The organism is Mycobacterium sp. 134, assembly GCF_048282715.1.
GTDB classification, from domain to species: Bacteria; Actinomycetota; Actinomycetes; order Mycobacteriales; family Mycobacteriaceae; genus Mycobacterium; species Mycobacterium septicum.
This window is the reverse complement of the sequence record NZ_JBLVUN010000008.1, coordinates 3,311,943-3,331,268: the sequence shown is the minus strand read 5'-3', so window position 1 is coordinate 3,331,268 and position 19,326 is coordinate 3,311,943. Positions and strand designations below refer to the sequence as shown.

Annotated in this window: 9 protein-coding genes (1 of these 9 cut by a window edge); 7 read left to right on the top strand and 2 right to left on the bottom strand. The window is 65.1% G+C overall.

Annotated elements, in window-relative coordinates; genetic code table 11:
* Positions 1–104 precede the first annotated feature (104 nt).
* The gene (locus tag ACNQVK_RS20715; RefSeq protein ID WP_418031004.1) at positions 105–1,385 is read left to right on the top strand and encodes a glycosyltransferase; all 1,281 of its coding nucleotides are present in this window, start codon (positions 105–107) and stop codon (positions 1,383–1,385) included.
* Positions 1,386–1,537: 152 nt separating this feature from the next.
* Positions 1,538–2,308, top strand: a complete 771-nt coding sequence (locus ACNQVK_RS20710) for a class I SAM-dependent methyltransferase (RefSeq protein ID WP_418031003.1) — start codon at positions 1,538–1,540, stop codon at positions 2,306–2,308.
* A gap of 38 nt (positions 2,309–2,346) precedes the next feature.
* Here ACNQVK_RS20710 and ACNQVK_RS20705 read toward each other — a convergent pair whose 3' ends face one another.
* Positions 2,347–3,135, bottom strand: a complete 789-nt coding sequence (locus tag ACNQVK_RS20705) for a GAP family protein (protein WP_418031002.1) — start codon at positions 3,133–3,135, stop codon at positions 2,347–2,349.
* A 274-nt stretch (positions 3,136–3,409) separates the two neighbouring features.
* On the opposite strand from ACNQVK_RS20705, the gene ACNQVK_RS20700 reads away from it, so the two are divergent.
* From ACNQVK_RS20700 to ACNQVK_RS20690, 3 genes are all read left to right on the top strand, one after another.
* Positions 3,410–4,321 carry a class I SAM-dependent methyltransferase gene (locus ACNQVK_RS20700; RefSeq protein ID WP_418034238.1) on the top strand — a complete coding sequence of 304 codons (912 nt, stop codon included), beginning with the start codon at positions 3,410–3,412 and terminating at the stop codon, positions 4,319–4,321.
* 208 nt (positions 4,322–4,529) lie between these two features.
* Positions 4,530–5,369, top strand: coding sequence for a TylF/MycF/NovP-related O-methyltransferase (locus ACNQVK_RS20695; protein ID WP_418031001.1), 840 nt, complete (start codon positions 4,530–4,532; stop codon positions 5,367–5,369).
* 64 nt (positions 5,370–5,433) lie between these two features.
* On the top strand, positions 5,434–6,699 hold the full coding sequence (locus ACNQVK_RS20690) for a glycosyltransferase (protein ID WP_418031000.1): 1,266 nt from the start codon (positions 5,434–5,436) through the stop codon (positions 6,697–6,699).
* Between the two features lie 30 nt (positions 6,700–6,729).
* Here ACNQVK_RS20690 and ACNQVK_RS20685 read toward each other — a convergent pair whose 3' ends face one another.
* Positions 6,730–8,136, bottom strand: coding sequence for a cytochrome P450 (locus tag ACNQVK_RS20685; protein ID WP_418030999.1), 1,407 nt, complete (start codon positions 8,134–8,136; stop codon positions 6,730–6,732).
* Between the two features lie 670 nt (positions 8,137–8,806).
* Here ACNQVK_RS20685 and ACNQVK_RS20680 point away from each other — a divergent pair.
* Positions 8,807–9,037 (top strand): MbtH family protein, encoded by a 231-nt coding sequence (locus ACNQVK_RS20680; RefSeq protein WP_124712060.1) that lies wholly within the window; start codon positions 8,807–8,809, stop codon positions 9,035–9,037.
* Between the two features lie 17 nt (positions 9,038–9,054).
* Positions 9,055–19,326, top strand: the 5' portion of a protein-coding gene (locus ACNQVK_RS20675; protein ID WP_418030998.1) for a non-ribosomal peptide synthase/polyketide synthase. 14,115 nt of this gene lie beyond the right edge of the window; only the first 10,272 of its 24,387 coding nucleotides appear in the window; the start codon lies at positions 9,055–9,057; the stop codon falls past the right edge of the window.

Here is a 19,326-nt window from a genome sequence, read left to right as displayed (position 1 = left end):
AGCACCTGCTCAGTTTTGGACCCGAACCGACAAGCGATCGGGATAATGACCGATGTCTCTGGCACCCCACGGGTGCGACAAGTGAAAGGTTCGAGGTCTCCGCGATGAAATTTGTACTGGCTTTCTACGGGACTCGAGGTGACGTCGAGCCCGGTGTCGCGGTAGGCCGTGAGTTGTTGCGTCGCGGACACGACGTACGCATGGCGGTCTCGCCCGATCTTGTTGACTTCGTCGAGACGGCTGGTCCGACAGCCATAGCGTGCGGGCCCGATGTGCGTGTATGGCAGGACCTGAACCGCGACTTCTGGGCACGCTTCTTGCGCAAGTTCTGGAAGAACTTCTGGAGGGTTCGGGACCTGGCCGGGTTGTTGCGCGAGGAATGGCATCTCTTCGACCAGTACTGGCAGGAGGTCAGCAAGACGCTGACGTCGTTGGCGGATGGGGCGGATCTGCTGTTCACCGGTGTGATCGGCGAGGAGGCCGCGGGCAACGTCGCGGAGGCATGCGACATTCCGTTCGCCATGCTGCATGTGTTCCCGCTGCGGCCCAACGGCCAGCTTGTTCCCGCTCTACCGGCGCGGTTCGCCCGCACCATGATGAGGGCGTCGGAGTGGCTGAGTTGGCCCATGATGAAGCGTCTCGAAGATCCGCAGCGGAGGGAACTGGGGCTACCGAAGGCCACCGGCCCTTCCGCGTGGAGGGTGGCCGAGCGCGGTTCGCTGGAGATCCAGGCCTACGACGAGATCTACTTTCCCGGGCTGGCCGCCGAATGGGCCAAATGGGAGGGCCAAAGGCCCTTTGTCGGTGCACTGACAATGGAGTTGCCGACCGATACCGATGACGAGATCGCCACCTGGATCGCCGCGGGGACACCGCCGATCTGCTTCGGTTTCGGCAGCATGCCGGTCGATTCGGGCGCTGACACGCTGACGATGATCGGCGCCGCTTGTGCGGAGTTGGGCGAGCGGGCGGTGGTGTGCGCCGGCGCGAGTGACTTCAGCAACGTCCCGCATCCCGACCACGTCAAAGTGGTGGACACCATGAACTACGCGGCCGCCTTTCCCTCCTGCCGCGCGGTCGTGCACCACGGCGGCGCGGGCACCACCGCCGCAGGTCTACGCGCCGGCGTCCCCACGTTGGTCCTGTCGACCGACCTGGATCAGACGCTGTGGGGAGCCCGGATCAAGCGGTTGAAAGTGGGTACGGCCCGGCGACTTTCGGCCACGACGCAAAAGTCGTTGGTCGCAGACCTGCGTACGATCCTCGAGCCGCAATATGCGACTCGCGCCCGAGAAGTCGCAACCCAGATGACCAAACCCGCCGAGAGCGTTGCCGCCACCGCCGACCTGCTGGAGAAGTTCGCCCACCTCAGGAGGGTGGGCTGATCGTCTCGGTACGAGTCAGCGGCATCGACGTGGCAGCCTCTGCCCCCAAAGCTCTTGGATCTGTGGGTGATCGAGCGTTGGCCGCGACTCGAGGCGACCGCTACACCCATCACATTTTGCGACTTCTGATCGGATCATGACCGCGATGATCCATGATGGTCTACGTGGATAGCAGAACCCGCGACATTGCGAACATGCCCCGGGGCGGACCAGACGCTTCCTGGCTGGACCGGCGATTGCAGACCGATCGGCTGGAGTACCTGGATCGCGACGACGTCGACGATCTGAAGCGCAAGGTCATGGATTCACTCGACCGCGCCGGACGACGGCGGGGGATCGGCATTCACGAGAAGTGCGCCCGAATGGTCCTTCGCGAGGTGGCCGAGGTGCCGTCTCCGAAGATCCTCGAACTCGGTGCAGGCCTCGGCGGGCTGTCGCGCAAGCTACTGGACAGGCATCCCACTGCTCAGGTGACGGTCACTGACATCGAACCCGCGTTTGTCGCGGGTATGGCCGAAGGCGACCTCGGCAGTCACCCACGCGCCACGGTGCGGGAGATGGATGCCACCGAAATCGACGCGCCGGAAGGCTATTACGACCTGGCGGTGTTCGCTCTGTCTTTGCACCACCTGCCCCCTGAGCTCGCCACCCGAGTTTTCGCGGCAGGTACCCGGGCAGCAAAGAAGCTCCTGATAGTCGACCTTCCCAGGCCGCCGGCACCCGTGCACATCGCTTTGCTGGCGGTGGTGCTACCGCTCACCAGAATCTCTCCGTTGCAACACGACGGATTCATCAGCTCGCTCCGCGCCTACAGCCCGTCGGCTCTGCGTGCGCTGGGCCGTCACGCCGACCCGTCCATCACGGTCGAGTTCCGGACTCGGCGTGGACTCGGCCCGACGGTGGCGGTCGCCAGTCGCTCCTGACTCGGTGACAACCAGGGGAATCGGCTCTCACCTGCAGGTCAGATGCTGTTCAAACCCTTGGCGATGAGCATCGTGCCGGCCAGTACGCACATGGCCACCAGGATCTTTCGATGATGAGCCCACGCCCAATCGTGCAGTCGTTGCACGATGGCTTCAGTTTTCGCAGGTGCGGCCAGATAGCTGACGAGGACGACCTCGACAACGGCGAGCATCCCGACGACGAATGCGATGGTGGCGGTGATCTGCGTTCCGACCGCGGCTCCTGAGACCACGACGATCGCAAGCAGGAACAGGGCTACGTCGGGTGGCGCGCCGGCAAATGAGAAGCCGATCACGAACGAGACCCATAACGATCCGTCTTCCCACGCGTCGTGGCCGCGCCGCAACAACCGGCGGAATACCGAGCCGCCCTCCGCCGGGGCATCCTGGGCCCGGGCCAGGAGGCGCGAGACCGGTGTCGACGTGTTCGCGTCCGACACCAGGGTCGACGTGCCGCCCTCCGAGACCGGCACCGTCGCCCGCTGGCGCACCCAGAAGTGCACGGTGAGCACAGTGGCAGTAATCAGCGCGACCGACCCCATGCCGATTTGAATGTAACCGCCGGTGGAGCTCTTGGCCCAGGACTCCGCGGTGGACTTGAACATCGGCGTGAGGTGCAGCAGCGTCAGCGGAATCACCAACGTGGGAATGGTCGCTGTCACGCAGCCGGCGCCGAACATCAGCAGGTTCTGCACGGGCCGCGGCCGCGAGATCACGAGAAGGGTGATGCCCAGCCGCATGGGATCGAGCCCAACCAGAACACCTAGCGCCAGCACCGAACCCCACACCGCCGAAACACTACTAGGTTGCTCCGGGCTGTCGGCTCTTTTGAAGCCATCGTTGTGTGCAGCGATCACGGCGCACCAAAGTCGGCTTGCCAGAGCTAACTTCGCCCGCGCGCCGACCCCGGTGGCATCACGGTTCCGGCACGGGCAGCCCCCGCAAACGCTATGCTGCGCCGGTGGCGTCGAGTTCTCTGAGGTTGGACGGGTGAAAGTGGTTACCAGAGATTGCCGGCTGTGCGGATCGACCGGTCCCCATCAGGCAATTGAAGTTCGCGAGATGATGTTCGGCACTCGGGAACTGTTCGAATACTTCAGCTGCGCTACGTGCGACACGTTGCAGATTCACGACGCGCTCGAGGGCGAAGAGCTCATGCGCCACTACCCGCCAAACTACTACTCCCACAATGCGTCGGCTCAACCCAGCGCGTTCCGATGGCTGGTCACCCAACACGATGCGCACAAGCTGCGTGGCGGCGGAAACCGGATGCTCGGTGCCCTGATCTCGGCTCGGATATCCGAAGGAATCTTCCGCGTGCTTCTCGGAGGAGACGTCGTCAGGATGCTGGCTCAACTTGAAGTTGAGCGTGACGCTCGAATTCTGGACGTAGGTTGCGGTACCGGTGAACTGCTCGACCGGTTGAGCCGAATTGGATTCAACAATTTGCTCGGTGCGGATCCGTTCATCGCCGCCGATGGCGAGTCCGCTGAAGGCGTGCCACTGATGAAACGCGACTTGAGCACCGTCGACGGCAAATTCGATCTCCTGATGTTCAACCATTCCCTAGAGCACGTTCCCGACCCGGTCGCGACACTCAAAGTTGCGTACGAGAAGCTCGCTGTGGGCGGAATGTGCCTGGCTCGTGTGCCCACGACCTCGTCAGAAGCCTGGACCACCTACCAAGCGGACTGGGTGCAGGCTGATGCACCCCGGCACATGGTCATACCGTCGCGGCAGGGAATGGCGATGGCGGCGGAGAAGGCCGGACTGCGAGTGGTCAGGACGTTCGACGATTCGAATTTGGGCCAGTTCCTCGGCAGCGAAGCCTATCGACGTGACGTTGCGGTGACCGACCCCAAGATTCTCCGAATGTTCGGACCCAAGCAGCTGTGGGAGTGGGAGAAACGCGCGTTATCGCTCAACCTGCAGCAGCGCGGCGACCAAACCGGGTTTGTGCTGCAAGCGATGTGAGGCGCCGGACAGCTGGAAATCCGCTCTGCCGCAATCGAATCTAGCTGTCTGCGTTAGGTGACCCTTAATTGGTCTCGGTGCATCGACCGAGCGGAACCCGCCGAGTCAACGAATGAATCCGAATCACCCAAACCGCGCCGAGTCCATGCCCGTTCGAAGCTAGAGTCATCGAAACCATCTGGACATACAAGCTGGGGGCCCTTTTCACGTGACCGATCTCGACGTTCGATCTCTGTACCTCGACCTGATCCGAGGCAACCTCACCAGGTACGGGATGCACGAGCGAATGCCCGCGCAGTGGACACTGCGGCGACGTCTTTACTTCAAGACCCTCAATCGCATGATGGTTCGGGGCGGGGCGTATCGACTCGCCCGCGCCACTCCGAACGAGAACCGCAGCACGCTCGTTCAGCACAAGCGTGACCTGGGCATCGACTGGCCGGCCGAGGCCGAGACGATGATCGGAATGCAGCGGCTCACCAGTCTTCAGCATTGCGTCGAGACTGTGCTGGCGGAGGACATCCCGGGCGACCTGATCGAATGCGGAGTGTGGCGCGGCGGGGCCTGCATCCTGATGCGGGCCGTACTGGCTGCCTATGGTGATGAGACGCGAAGTGTCTGGGTGGCGGATTCGTTCGAGGGCCTGCCACCGGCAGATCCTGAGAACTACAAGGCGGACAAAGGTCTCAGGACACAGAGCCTTGCCGGGATCCTCGGTGTGTCCGAAACCGAGGTCAAGGCAAACTTCCAGCGCTACGGACTGCTGGACGACCAGGTCCGCTTTCTTCCCGGTTGGTTCAAGGACACGCTGCACGATGCGCCGATCGATCGCATCGCTGTGTTGCGGGTCGACGGTGACCTGTATGAATCCACGATCCAAGCGCTCGAGGCGCTCTACCCGCGGCTGTCCCCAGGGGGCTTCTGCGTCATCGACGACTACCACGATCTCAAGCCGTGCCGCGAAGCCGTCACCGACTACCGGGCGGAGCACGGGATCACCGCCGAGATCGTCGACATAGACGGGACCGCCGTGCTGTGGCGCAAGTAGTGCCGACACGGCTGTCGCGGCCATTGCGCAGGCGCGCAAGGTAAGTGAGAGGCCAGAGTCCACGATGAAATTCGTCCTCGCGAGCTACGGCACACGCGGTGACATCGAGCCTTTGGTTGCCGTCGGCCGCGAGCTGCTCGGCCGCGGACACGATGTGCAGATGGCTGTCCCGCCTGATCTGGTTTCCTTCGCCGAGGCCGCCGGGCCGACGGCGATCCCGTATGGGCCCGATCTGCAGGCTGTCCTGGATTCACACCGCGACTTCTGGACCCATTTCTTCCGCAATTTCTGGAAGGTCCGGGAATTGATCAGGTTGCGGCGCGAGGTCGTCGAGCCCTTTCATCAGTGCTGGAAGGACATCATCGCCACATTGACGGCACTGACCGACGGTGCCGACGTGCTGTTCACCGGCGTGAACTTCGAGGACGCCGCGGGCAACGTCGCCGAGTATTACGACATCCCGTTGGCCACGCTGCACCTGTTCCCGCTACGGGCCAACGGCCAGTTCGTACCGTATCTACCGGCACCGTTGGGCCGTTCTGCGATGAAGGCCTCTGAGTGGGTCGCGTGGCGCAACGCGAAGAAAGTCGAGGGCATTCAGCGCGGTGAGCTGGCGCTGCCGAAGGCCACATCACCCTCACCGTGGCGGCTCACCGAACGCGGATGTCTGGAGATCCAGGCCTACGACGAAGTCTGCTTTCCCGGCCTTGCCGCCGAATGGGCTCAATGGTCTGATCAACGGCCCTTTGTCGGTGCCTTGACGATGGATCTACCCGGCGATTCCGATGACGAGGTCGCTTCGTGGATTGCCGCGGGGACACCGCCGGTTTTCTTCGGCTTCGGCAGCTTGCCGATGGAATCCGGCGCCAAGACACTCGCGATGATCAGCTCGGTCTGCGCTGAGCTGGGCGAGCGGGCGTTGGTGTGTTCTGCCGGAACCGACCTGAGCGACGTCCCACAGTCCGATCACGTCAAGGTCGTCGGCGCGATGAACTACTCGGCCGCCTTCCCGGCCTGCCGCGCCGTTGTTCACCACGGGGGACTGGGCACCACGGCTGCGGGGCTGCGTGCCGGCGTTCCCACGCTGATCCTGTCGACAGACCTCGATCAGACGCTGTGGGGCAGGCGGGTGAAAGAGCTGAAAGTGGGTACCGCCCGCCGCTTTTCGGGAACCACCGAAAAGTCGTTGGCCGCAGACCTGCGCACCATCCTCGACCCGCAATGCGCCGACCGCGCCCGCGAGGTCGCCGCGCGGATGACCAAGCCTGCCGACAGCGTGATGGCTACCGCCGACCTCGTGGAGAAGCTCGCCGGCTCCGGCCGGCCATGATCGACGTCGAATCAGCTTCGCGGCGCGTTACTACTGCGAGTTGTGTGATCCGTGAGCGCTGGCGGGGCAGTGGGTCGGGGCCATCGGCACCTGTGATGGCGGTGTGGCGTCTCTGATCGCGCGAACATGGATCACCCCGCCGCGATGCGGCACGAACGTGACATGTTTCGGCCGCTGCTTCTCGTCGGCTGCGGTGGTGGTGCTCAACTCGACCCTGCGGAGGATCTCGCGTAGTACGAGCCGTATCTCGACCATGGCGAAGGTGGCACCGAGGCAGCGGCGGTTTCCGCCCCCGAACGGCAACCAGGTCGTCGGGCTCAGGGTGGTACCGAGCATGCGATCGGGGTCGAACCTGTCCGGATCCGGGTACACCGTGGGGCTGGCGTGCACGAGCCCGATCGCGGGGTCGACCATGATCCCCGCGGGAAGTCGATAGCCGCCCACCTCGACCGGCTCCTTCAGCACGCGGCCCGAGCTGAACAGCACCGGACGGATCCGCAGCGTCTCCTTGATCACCGCGTCGAGGTACTCGTCACCGGCAGGATCGCCCGCCGCGCTGGCATCGGCGGCCTGCACGGCCTTGGCCAATGCCACCGGGTGGCGGGTCAGCCGCTCCAGCGCCCAGGACAGGGCCGTCGCGGTGGTCTCGTGCCCGGCCGCGATCGCCGTCAGCAGCTGGTCCCGCAACTCGCTGTCGGACATCACGCGGCCGTCGTCGTCGGTGGCGCGGACCAGCATGGCCAGCACGTCGGTGCGTTCCGCGAGGTTGGGGTCGGCGCGACGGTCGGCGATCTCCGCATAGAGCAGGGCGTCGGCCTCCGCGAACCGTCGGCCCACTCCCCGCCACGGGTGGTGGCGCCGCAGGCTCGGCTTCGTAATCGCCGGTGTTTCCCACGATTTCATGTAGAGCAGTCTCGGCACGACCTTGCGCAACGCGGCCAGCCGCGCCGGGTCGCTGGCGCCGATGACAGTCCGCAGGATCACCTCGAGCGTGATATCCGTCGTCTTGGGTGCCACCGGAAAGCTCTTGCCGACCTGCCAGCCGGCGATGTTCGCGGCCGCGATCTCGGTCATCTGGGCGGCCTGGTTTGCGACGGCATCGCGATGGAACGCCGGCATGGTCAGGCGACGCAGGCTGTGGTGTGCGTCTTCGTCGAGCACGAACAGCGAGCTGTCGCCAAGAAGTCCACGAAAAAACCAATGTGCTTCGCCGGAATGAAAAACCTTGGGGTCACCGGCATATACGGTCTTGATGTCGGCGGGATCCGCGAGGTACACGACCGTACCCGACAGTGGAATCCGCAGCGTGAACATGTTGCCGTAGCGGCGTTTGCACCCCTTCAGGAAGCGCAGACCGTAGCCCGCCATCAATGCGGACTGCACCACCATGGGAAGCGGAGGTCCAGGCGGCAGTGCGGTTTTGGCGGTATTGCTCACTTCTACGCGATCCCTAGCTACTAGACGGTACGTATGCCGACATGACGACCTCGGGCTGTGACCGACGCTGATCGCCGGTCGCGGGGGAGCATGTGCTCCGGGTCGATCCACGGTCGCAGCTCTGGGTTCTACGGTAACTCCCAACCGTACGTTGTCGGGTTGGGTGCGGGGCTCTTTCGGCGGATACCGCCGCCCGCCGCAGCGGCCTCGGGTGAGTGGTGTGCGGGTTGTTCCGATGACTGCGGCCCGGATCGATCCGAATGGGCATCTGACGGGCCGTCTGCTCGTAAAACCCTGAGCGAATGCACAGCATGTTCACATCGAATGAATTTGTGTCGATGAGGGGTTGTAGGAGGCGGCTCGGCACATCCACGACTCTTCGCCGAAGCAAGACCTGCATCGCTCAGCAAATTTGGCACACTATGACACCATCGATGAAACAGCTGGTGTTGACTGCGCCGGTGGGTGGTCTACCAGGCGCAGGCCAACGCGTGGTGGCTAATTCGCCATGTTAACGGTGGTGCTGCCGCGACGCGCAGCAGCGCCCGACGCCCGTCGGAAGTGAGACAGCAAATATTGACGATTTCCCTAAAATCGCTTGCCAGTAGGACCGTCTGGGTTAGGTTTAGAACGTGTTCCATTTAACTCGCCCAGATGGTCTGGAGAACTGGTGAGTATCAATCCATTCGACGACGACAACGGCAGCTTCTTCGTCTTGATCAACGACGAGGAGCAACACAGCTTGTGGCCGGCCTTCGCGGATGTTCCAGCCGGATGGCGGGTGGTCTACGGCGAGGCGAACCGCGCCGCTTGCCTTGAGTACATCGAGCAACATTGGGCCGACATTCGGCCGAAGAGTCTGCGAGACAGGTTGGCACAGGGTCGGACTGTTGATCAGTAGTCGGCGGGCTGCGACCGATGGAATGTGATCACGACAGACTCCCGCTCACGCGCGGCCAGTTGGACATTTGGCTTTCGGAGGAAACTGGCCTCGCGGGTGTCAAGTGGCAGCTGGGCATGCTGGCGCGGATTGACGGGGTCATCGAACACGAACTGCTCGAACGAGCGATTCGCCACGTCGTGCGCGAAGCTGAACCTCTCAGAGCCACCTTCGGCGAAGTCGATGGCCAGGTTTTCCAGACGGTAGTTGACTGTCCGGATGTCGAGCTTGCCCACCATGACCTGACGGACGCATCTGATCCGGCACAGGACGCCTATCGGGTATCGTCAGCGATCCGGCAGACGCCGATGCCGCTCGACGGCCCGTTGTTCAAGTTCGCGCTGCTGCAGACGCGCGCCGACGAGTTCTACTTTTTTGTGTGCTGCCACCACATCGCGATCGACGGAATCGGGATGGCCCTGGTCTGCCACCAGATTGCCGCTGCCTACACAGCAATCGCTGATGCCGCACCTATGCCACCTGCGATCTTCGGCTCATTGAAGAGCCTGATCGATTGCGAGTCCGACTACGAGGCTACCGAGGATTACCTCGACGATCAGGCCTATTGGGCCAGGAACGTTCCGCCTGAGAGTGAACACCGCTCTGCGCCGGCTCTCGGAGTCGCAAACCCGCCCAACAGGTATGAGCCTTCTGCGCCGATCCAGCTGGCCTCCTCCGCTGTGGCCAGGGCCAGGGAACTGGCGAAAGCCCTGGGGGTGCGTCGCGCCTCGGTGATCACCGCGGCCTATGCGCTGCTGGTGCATGGCGAGATCGGGGGAACCGAGGTCGTACTCGATCTTCCGGTCAGCCGGCGGGTGCGCCCAGAGGCACTGATGGTGCCCGGGATGGTTTCCGGGGTTGTGCCGTTGATTCTGGACATGTCGCCGCAGTCCACGGTGGCGGCCCTATGTGAGCATGTCGACCAGCGATTCCGAGATGCGCTGCGCCATCAACGATTCCCGTTGCGCGCGATCGAGAACAAGTCACGATTCCAGGGCAGCGGACAGCCGTCGGCCCGGCCTGCCATCAATTTCATTCCGACCATTCCCGAGGATGCATTCGGTGGCGCTCCGGCATCGGGAACTGTCACGCACACCGGTCTGGTCGATCAGTTCGGTCTGGTCTTCCTCCAGAAGGACGAGGAGCTCCTTCTCAGCACCACGGGTGTGGGTGATTTGTTCGTCGGTTGCGACGCCCGCGATTTGGCGGACCGCTTCGAGCGGGTTCTGACGTCGATGACCGCCGCTCCGGGGCGGCCGCTTTCCGCGGTCACCGTCCGCGCAGCTGTCGAGGAAATCGACGAGTGGGGTAACCGGGCCGCTGTGAGTCGGGCAGTGCCCGAGTCGGTGTCGATCCCGATGCTGTTCGACGCGCAGGTGGCTCGTCATCCGGCGGCGGTCGCGGTCAGCTTCGGCGACAGTGCGATGTCCTACCGCGGGTTGGATGCCGCTTCGAATCGGTTGGCGCACCTGCTGATCGAGCAGGGCGTAGGGCCCGGGCACCGGGTGGCATTGTTGTTCCCGCGGTCGGTCGAGGCGGTCGTGGCGATCATGGCGGTGCTCAAGACCGGTGCGGCGTATGTGCCGATCGATCCTTCGGTACCCGACGCACGGCTGGATTTCGTGCTGGCCGACTCCGAGCCGGCGGTCGCGGTGACGACCGCTGATCTGGCCGATCGGCTGGGTGGGCGTGGGTTGACGGTGATCGATGTCAATGACCGGGCGGTCTACAGCCAGCCGGGTACGGCGCTGTCCGTAGGGCCGACACCTGACGACATCGCGTATTTGATCTACACGTCGGGGACGACTGGTGTGCCCAAGGGTGTGGCGATTCCGCATCGGAATGTGGCGCGGTTGCTGGATGCGATCGATCGTGATGTGGACCTGTCGGCGGGTCAGGTGTGGACGCAGTGTCATTCGTTGGCCTTCGATTTCTCGGTGTGGGAGGTTTTCGGCGCACTGCTGCACGGCGGTCGGTTGGTGGTGGTGCCCGAATCGGTGACGCGCTCGCCCGAGGAATTCCACTCCCTGCTCGTCGCCGAGCACGTGAGTGTGTTGAGCCAGACGCCGTCGGCGTTTTACGCGTTGCAGGCGGTGGATGCGGCCCAGCCAGAAAATCGGATGGCCCTGGAGGTCGTGGTGTTCGGCGGGGAGGCGCTGCAGCCGTCGCGCCTGAGCCCGTGGTTGGCCGAGCATCCGAGGCTGCCGCGGTTGATCAATATGTATGGGATCACCGAGACGACGGTGCATGCCTCGTTCCGTGAGATCACCGCCGCCGATGTGGACGCGGCAGTGAGCCCGATCGGTGTGCCGCTGGCGGATCTGGCCTTTTTTGTGCTGGACGGTTGGTTGCGTCCGGTGCCGGTCGGTGTCGTGGGCGAGTTGTATGTCGCCGGTGCGGGTTTGGGTTCCGGGTATGTCGGTCGGCCCGGGTTGAGTGCGTCGCGGTTCACAGCGTGTCCGTTCGGGTCGCCGGGAATGCGGATGTATCGCACCGGGGATCTGGTGTCGTGGGGCGCCGATGGGCAGTTGCAGTACCTGGGCCGGGCGGATGAGCAGGTCAAGATCCGCGGCTATCGGATCGAATTGGGCGAGATTCAGTCTGCGTTGATGGCTTTGGACGGTGTCGAGCAGGCGGTGGTGATCGCCCGGGAGGATCGGCCCGGGGACAAGCGGCTGGTCGGCTATGTCACCGGGACCGCCGATGTGTCCGTTGCGCGTGCTGCGCTGGGGGAGACACTGCCGCCGTATATGGTGCCCGCGGCGGTGGTCGGGATGCCGGCGTTGCCGTTGACGGTCAACGGCAAGCTCGACAAGAAGGCTTTGCCGGCACCGGAATACCAGCATGTCGATGGCTACCGGGCCCCGAGCACGCCCACCGAGGAGATCCTGGCCGGTATCTACGCCCAGATCCTCGGCCTGGACCGCGTCGGTGTGGACGCGTCGTTCTTCGAACTGGGTGGCGACAGCATCCTGTCGATGCAGGTGGCCTCCCGTGTCCGGGCCGCAGGCCTGACCTGTCGCCCACGAGACATCTTCGTCCAGCAGACCGTGGCCCGACTTGCCCAGGTGGTCGAGGCGACCGGTGTCACCGACCAGCCCGCTGACGAGGGTCTCGGTCCCGTGGTGGCGACCCCGATCATGCGGTGGCTGAAGGCCCTGGAGCGTGCCGACGGCCCGATCGACGAGTTCAATCAGACGGTAGTGCTGCAGGCACCCGCCGGTGCCTCCGAGGACGACGTCGTAATCCTGTTGCAGGCCTTGCTCGATCGGCACGGAATGCTCCGATTGCGTGCCGAGGACGACGGCGCAGGCGGATGGTCGCTGACGGTGCCCGACGCGGGGGCGGTCGACGCCGCTCAATGCTTACGCTCAGTGGACGTTCTGTCCGATGAGACGCTGGTGGCGGCGAGGTCAGCGTTGAACCCTGCTGCCGGGGCGATGCTCCGCGCGCTGTGGGTGACTTCCACGAGTCAGCTGGTGCTGATCGTTCACCATCTGACGATCGACGGTGTGTCATGGCGAATTCTGCTGGAGGACCTCAATATCGCCTGGGCCCAGCATCGCGGCGGCCGACCGGTGGCGCCGGCACCGACCGGCATGTCGTTCGCCCGATGGGCGGGCCTGCTGGCTCAGTTCGCGCAGAACCCGCAAGTGACGGAGCAGGCGCACGCATGGCGGCAGGTCGCGGCCACACCGCCGGCGCTGCCCGCACCGCAACCCGGGGTCGATACCTATCAGACCGCCGGGCGGCTGTCGATGACGCTGGACGGCGAGACCACCCACCTGCTGCTCGGTGAAGTGCCCGCGGCGTTTCACGCAGGCACTCAAGACATTCTGCTGATCGCGTTCGCGCTCGCGGTCGCCGAATTCTCACGTGGCGGCGGCGCCCAGATCACCATCGATGTCGAGGGCCACGGCCGCACCGAAGAACTCGGCGCCGATCGCGACATCGATCTGTCGCGCACGGTCGGCTGGTTCACCACCAAATACCCGGTAGCCCTGGCTGTTCGCGAATTGCGTTGGTCCCAGGTGGTCGCCGGTGAGGTGGCACTCGGGACCGTGATCAAAGACGTCAAGGAGCAGCTCCGCGCTCTGCCGGACGGCCTGACCTACGGTCTGCTGCGCTACCTGAACAGCGACGTGGACCTTTCCGGACCCGACCCGGCGATTGCGTTCAACTATCTGGGCCGCCTGGGTGGAACCCCCGGCGATGCGTCCGGCGATCGGTGGCAGATCCAGCCCGAGGGCTTGTCGTTGACTCGCGCCGCCGCGGCGGTGCCCACGTCACTCGGGCATACCGTCGAACTCAACGCAGCCACCCTCGACACGGACACGGGCCTGCAACTCAACGCCGACTGGACGTGGGCGCGCTCGGCGCTCGATGACGAGCAGATCAGTCGATTGAACCGGTTGTGGTTCGAGGCGCTGGTCGGCATCTGCGAGCATGTGCGAAGCGGTGGCGGCGGATTGACGCCATCGGATATCGCCCCTGCGGAGCTGAGCCAGGGCGAGCTCGACGAGCTCAGCCGGCAACACCGTATCGCCGACGTCCTGCCGCTGACCCCCTTGCAACAGGGACTGCTCTTCCACGCCGACACCGCACAGGGCTCCGCCGACGTCTACGCAATGCAGCTGGATGTCGCGCTGAGTGGCCGGCTCGACGCGCAGCGGCTGGGCGAAGCGGTGCAGACGGTGGTCCGCAGACACCCGCAACTTGCGGCTCGATTCCGCGGAGAGTTCGAGCAACCGGTGCAGGTCATCCCCGCTGATCCTGTGGTGCCCTGGCGGTGTATCGAGTTGGACGCCAACGGCATTGGCGTCGACGAGCAGATCGAGGAGATCTGCGTCGGCGAACGTGCCGCGGTCTGCGACCTCGAGAATCAGTCAGCGTTCCGGGCCGTGCTCATTCGCATCGCCGACGATCGGCATCGGTTTGTGCTGACCGCTCACCACATCGTGCTCGACGGCTGGTCGATGCCGATCTTGCTCCAGGAGATCTTCGCCGGCCTCAGCGGGCGACGACTGCCCGCCGCCGCGCCGTATCGCAGTTTTGTCGCCTGGCTCTGCGAACGTGATCGCGGCGGTGCCCACGAGGCGTGGCGCGAGATGCTGGCAGGATTTGAAACACCGACGTTGATCGGTGCGCCCGAGCGAGATCGACTGGGACAGCGTGGTGTTGAGTCGTTCCAGCTGTCCGAGCAGATCACGCGCGCGCTCGGCGATCTGGCACGCTCGCATCACACCACCCCCAGCATCGTGTTGCAGGGCGCGTGGGCGCTACTGCTCGGCTCACTGACCGGCAGGCAAGACATCGCCTTCGGTACGACGGTTTCCGGACGTCCCGCCGAGGTTCTCGGCTCGGATTCCATGGTGGGCCTGCTGATCAACACGGTGCCGGTGCGGGCGACGTTCCACCCGGACACCACCACCGCGGACCTGTTGCAACAATTGCAGGGCGCCCACAACGACACCCTCGAACACCAGCACGTGGCGCTGAGCGACATTCACCGGCTCACGGGCCAGGACAGACTGTTCGACACCCTTCTGGTCTTCGAGAACTACCCGGTTGACGTCACGGCACTGTCGAACAACGACGGCTTGGCGATCACCAAGTTCGATTTCCGCGAATCCAACCATTACCCGTTGGCGGTGCAAGCGCTGCCGGGCCGCGAACTGCAACTCCGCGTCGAATATGACACCGAGGTGTTCGACCTCGGCGCCATCGAGGCCCTGATCGAACAGCTGAATGCGGTTCTGTCAGCGATGACCGCAGATCCGCGGCGGCCGTTGTCGTCGGTGGATCTGCTCGACGAAGCTGCCCACGCGCGCCTCGACGCGTGGAGCCATCGGGCGGTATTGACCGCCCCGGTCCAAACCTGCACTCCCGCTTCGATTCCGACGTTGTTCGCCGAACAGGTGGCCCGCACCCCAGATGCGGTGGCGGTCACTTTCGATGGCCGGTCGATCACCTACCGGGAACTCGATGAGGCCGCCAACCGGCTCGCGCATGTGTTGTCTGCTCACGGTGCGGGCCCGGGCGAGGTAGTGGCGCTCCTGTTCTCCCGGTCGTCCGACGCCATCGTGGCGATTCTCGCCGTTCTGAAAACCGGTGCGGCCTACGTGCCGGTCGATCCGGCGCTACCGCTTGCGCGCATCGAGTTCATGGTGGCCGATGCCGCGCCGGTGGTGGCGGTCACCACGGCGGCGCGGCGGTCGCGCCTGGCCGGGTGCGACGTTCCGGTCATCGATATCAGCGATGTCGCGGCCGCCGCGGAGTCCGTTGCGGGAGCTCGTCCCGGCCCCACCCTGACGGGCCCGGGCCCCGATGACATCGCGTACATCATCTACACCTCGGGCACCACCGGCGTCCCGAAAGGTGTCGCCATCCCGCACCGTAACGTGCCGGGCCTGTTCGGATCCCTCGGCGCTCACGTGTCGTCGGGACCGGGGCAGGTATGGACGCAGTGGCACTCGTACAGCTTCGACGTCTCGGTCTGGGAGATCTTCGGTGCGTTGCTCCATGGGGCGCGCCTGGTGGTGGTGTCAGAGTCGGTCGCGGCATCGCCCGACGACTTCCACAATCTGCTGGTCGACGAACACGTCACCGTGTTGAGCCAGACCCCGTCCGCTGCGGGCATGATCGCGCCCCAGGGCCTGGAATCGGCGGCGTTGGTGGTGGCAGGCGAGGCGTGTCCGCCCGAGCTGGTGGAGCGCTGGGCGCCGGGCCGGGTGATGATCAACGCCTACGGTCCCACCGAGGCCACGGTGTACGCGTCGATCACCGCGCCCCTCGCAGCGGATTCGGTGGTGCCGATCGGCGCGCCGGTCGCCGGGGGAGCGTTGTTCGTCTTGGACGGCTGGCTGCGTCCGGTGCCGCCTGGAGTGGTCGGTGAGCTGTATATCGCCGGTCGCGGTGTGGGAACAGGATATTGGCGCCGGTCGGGGTTGACGTCTTCGCGGTTTGTGGCGTGCCCGTTCGGGAGTGCGGGAACCCGCATGTACCGCACCGGCGATCTGGTGCGGTGGGGCCTCGATGGTCAAGTGCAGTATCTGGGTCGCGCCGACGAGCAGGTCAAGATCCGCGGCTACCGCATCGAACTCGGTGAGGTCCAGGCCGCCCTGGCTGCACTCGACGGTGTCGTGCAGGCCGTGGTTATCGCTCGCGAAGACGGCCCCGGGGGCAAGCGCCTGGTCGGTTACATCACCGGCACCGCCGACCCGGGCCAGATCCGCGCCCGGCTGGCGGAGCGACTCCCGAGTTACATGGTCCCGTCCGCGGTGCTGGTCATCGATACGGTGCCGCTAACGGTCAATGGCAAGCTCGACCGACGCGCGCTGCCGGCACCGGACTACGTTGGCGGCGAGGGCTATCGGGCCCCGGCCAACCCGGTCGAGGAGATCCTGACCGACATCTACGCCCGTGTTCTCGGCGTGGACCGGGTGGGTGTCGACGATTCGTTCTTCGATCTGGGTGGGGATTCGTTGTCCGCCATGCGCCTGGTCGCCGCGATCAACAAATCGCTGGATGCCGGAATCGCTGTGCGCTCTTTGTTCGACGCGCCAACCATCGCGCACCTGGCCTCCCGTATCGGTGGGCACGACGCCCGGTTGGAGCCGGTGGTGGCCCGCGAGCGGCCCGCGGTGGTTCCGTTGTCGTTCGCTCAGTCCCGTTTGTGGTTCCTGGACCAATTGCAGGGTCCGTCAGCGGTTTACAACATGACAGCTGCGTTCCGGATCAGCGGCGTGCTGGACATCGACGCCATGAATGAGGCGTTGGCCGATGTGGTCGCTCGCCACGAAAGTCTGCGCACCCTGTTCGTCGCACCCGACGGCGTTCCACGTCAGGTGGTGATGGCCACCGGGCGCACGGAACTCGGCTGGGATGTCGTCGATGCCGGCGGGTGGACACCGGGGGAGCTGCAAGCGGCTCTCGAGGCCACGGCACGGCATACGTTCGATCTGTCCAGCGAGATTCCCCTGCGGGCACGACTTTTCCGCCTGTCCGACGACGAGCACGTGCTGGCCGCGGTGGTGCACCATATCGCCGCCGACGGCTGGTCGATCACCCCGCTGGTGGCTGATCTCGGCGTGTCTTACGCCCGCCGCTGCGCCGGGCAGGCTCCCGACTGGGAGCCGCTGGCGGTGCAGTACGCCGATTACACCTTGTGGCAGCACGCGCAGTTCGGCGACTTCGATGACAGCCAGAGTCGCATCGCCACCCAGCTGAGCTACTGGCAGGACGCGTTGGCCGGTATGCCCGAGCGCATCGCCCTGCCCACCGATCGGCCGTACCCGCTGACGACCGATCAGCGCGGAGCCACGATGGCGGTGGACTGGCCTGCGGAGTTGCAGCAGCAGGTTGCCCGCGTGGCGCGTGAGCACAACGCGACCAGCTTCATGGTGGTTCAAGCGGCGCTCCTGACCCTGCTCGCGAAACTCAGCGCGAGTTCGGATGTGGCAGTGGGTTTCCCGATCGCCGGACGTCGCGACCCCGCGCTGGACGAACTGGTCGGCTTCTTCGTCAACACCTTGATCCTGCGGGTCGACCTGGCCGGGGACCCGACGGTTACCGAGGTGCTGGCTCAGGTCCGCGCGCGCAGCCTGGCCGCCTTCGATCACCAAGATGTGCCGTTCGAAGTGCTCGTCGAGCGGCTGAACCCGACTCGATCCCTGGCCCACCACCCGCTGATCCAAGTAGCGCTGGCATGGCAGAACCTCGCCGGGCACGACATCAATGATTCAGCTGTCGGCCTGGAGCTGGGCGACTTACAGGTCACTCGGATGCCAGTGGACACCCACACCGCCCGAATGGATTTGAATTTCTCGCTGGCTGAACGCCGGACCGATTCCGGCGAGCCCGCCGGGATCGGCGGCACGGTGGAATTCCGCACCGACGTGTTCGACGCCGATACCATCGCCACGCTGATCGCCCGGCTGCAGCGGGTGCTGACGGTGATGACTGCCGACCCGACGGCGAGATTGTCGTCGGTCGACCTACTCGACGACGACGAACACGCCCGGCTCGCTGCGATGGGCAATCACGCAACGCTCACCCGTCCGTCTCCCAGGCCGGTCTCGGTCCCCGCGTTGTTCGCCGAGCATGTTGCACGCACCCCCGGGGCGGTCGCGGTCACCTGCGATGATCGTTCGTGGACCTATCGAGAACTCGATGACGCCGCGAACCGGTTGGCGCACTTGCTCACCCGCCGGGAAGCAGGCCCCGGCCAGTGTGTCGCGGTGCTGTTCAACCGATCCGCCGAGGCGATCATCGCCATCCTGGCTGTCCTCAAGACCGGCGCGGCGTATCTGCCGATCGATCCATCGGTGCCCGATGCGCGGTTGGAGTTCGTACTGACCGATGCGGCGCCGGTGGCGGTGGTCACCACCACCGATCTCGCCGATCGGGTGCGGGGACACGGTGTGGCGGTCGTCGACGTCAGCGAGGTCGATGCCACCGCATCCGCCGCTGGTGGGTTGCCGACGCCGGGCGCAGACGACATCGCCTATCTGATCTACACCTCGGGTACCACCGGTGTGCCCAAAGGCGTTGCGGTCACCCATCACAACGTGACCCAACTGCTGGAGTCCCTCGATGCCGGGCTGCCTCGCCCTGGAGTGTGGCCCCAGTGTCACTCACTGGCCTTCGATGTCTCGGTGTGGGAGATCTTCGGCGCCCTGCTCCGTGGTGGACGGGTGGTAGTCGTACCCGAGGACGTCGCGGTCTCACCGGACGACTTCCATGCGTTGCTGGTTGCCGAACGGGTCGACGTTCTCACTCAGACGCCCTCTGCGGTAATGGCGTTGCCGACCGAAGGCTTGGAGTCGGCGGCGTTGGTCGTGGTCGGCGAAGCCTGCTCACCCGAGGTCGTCGAGCAGTGGGCTCCCGGCCGCGTGATGATCAATGCCTACGGACCCACCGAGACCACGATGTGCGTGGCGATCAGTGCGCCCCTGAAAGTTGAATCAGGTAGCCCGGGCGTCGTTCCCATCGGCTCACCGGTTCCCGGAGCCGCGCTGTTGGTGCTCGACGAGTCGCTGCGTCCGGTACCTGCCGGAGTGATCGGTGAGCTGTACGTGGCAGGTGCGGGCCTGGCGTATGGCTACGTGGGCCGAACCGGGTTGACCGCCTCGCGGTTTGTCGCGTGCCCGTTCGGCGGCATCGGCACGCGCATGTATCGCACCGGAGACCTGGTGTGCTGGCGCCCGGACGGCCAGTTGCAGTACCTGGGCCGCGCCGACGAGCAGGTC

What these genes read in the sequence shown, in the direction of transcription:
- ACNQVK_RS20700 (WP_418034238.1), top strand. Translation starts at nt 3,410, where the DNA reads ATGATGTTCGGCACTCGGGAACTGTTCGAATACTTCAGCTGCGCTACG.
- ACNQVK_RS20690 (WP_418031000.1), top strand. Translation starts at nt 5,434, where the DNA reads ATGAAATTCGTCCTCGCGAGCTACGGCACACGCGGTGACATCGAGCCT.
- ACNQVK_RS20715 (WP_418031004.1), top strand. Translation starts at nt 105, where the DNA reads ATGAAATTTGTACTGGCTTTCTACGGGACTCGAGGTGACGTCGAGCCC.
- ACNQVK_RS20710 (WP_418031003.1), top strand. Translation starts at nt 1,538, where the DNA reads ATGATGGTCTACGTGGATAGCAGAACCCGCGACATTGCGAACATGCCC.